Origin of the sequence: Buchnera aphidicola (Pemphigus obesinymphae), assembly GCF_026122815.1 — a bacterium.
Taxonomy (GTDB): domain Bacteria; phylum Pseudomonadota; class Gammaproteobacteria; order Enterobacterales; family Enterobacteriaceae; genus Buchnera_C; species Buchnera_C aphidicola_BJ.
Genome location: NZ_JAIWQW010000067.1, coordinates 1 through 571, shown reverse-complemented (window position 1 = coordinate 571; position 571 = coordinate 1). Strand labels below are relative to the sequence as shown.

1 protein-coding gene is annotated in these 571 nt (G+C 28.0%); it reads right to left on the bottom strand.

Translation table 11 applies throughout. From position 1 onward, the window contains the following. On the bottom strand, nucleotides 1-571 hold a 571-nt coding region (locus LDP10_RS03120; RefSeq protein ID WP_265197273.1), incomplete at both ends, for an Hsp70 family protein.

Below are 571 nucleotides of genomic sequence, written 5' to 3'. Positions count from 1 at the left end.
GATCTTTTATTTCTTCGAATTCCGCATCTACAACATTTTCTGTATTTTTATTCGGAGAATCATGATTAGTATTAGGTTGATTTGTTTGCGGTTTTTTTTGATTTTTTTCCATAAATTTTGAAGAAATTTCTAAAACTTTTTGTATTTTATTTTCTATTTCCGATTTATCTTCTTTTTGCAATGCTTGATCTAATTCATCTAATGATTTTTGAATTTCTTTTTTATTTTTTTCATCAAGTTTATCTTGGTTTTCAGATAGTTGTTTTTTTACACTATGTGAAATTTGATCTCCTTGATTTCTAGTTTGAATTAATTCTTCAAATTTACGATCTGTTTCGGTATTTGCTTCAGCGTCAGAAATCATCTTTTTTATTTCTTCTTCATTTAAACCAGAAGAAGCTTTAATGGCTATTTTTTGTTCTTTTCCTGTATTTTTGTCTTTTGCAGAAACATGAAGAATACCGTCAGCATCTATATCAAAAGTAACTTCAATTTGGGGCATTCCTCGAGGAGCTGGTTGTATTCCATCTAAATTAAATTGTCCCAATGATTTATTATCTTTGGCTCTTTT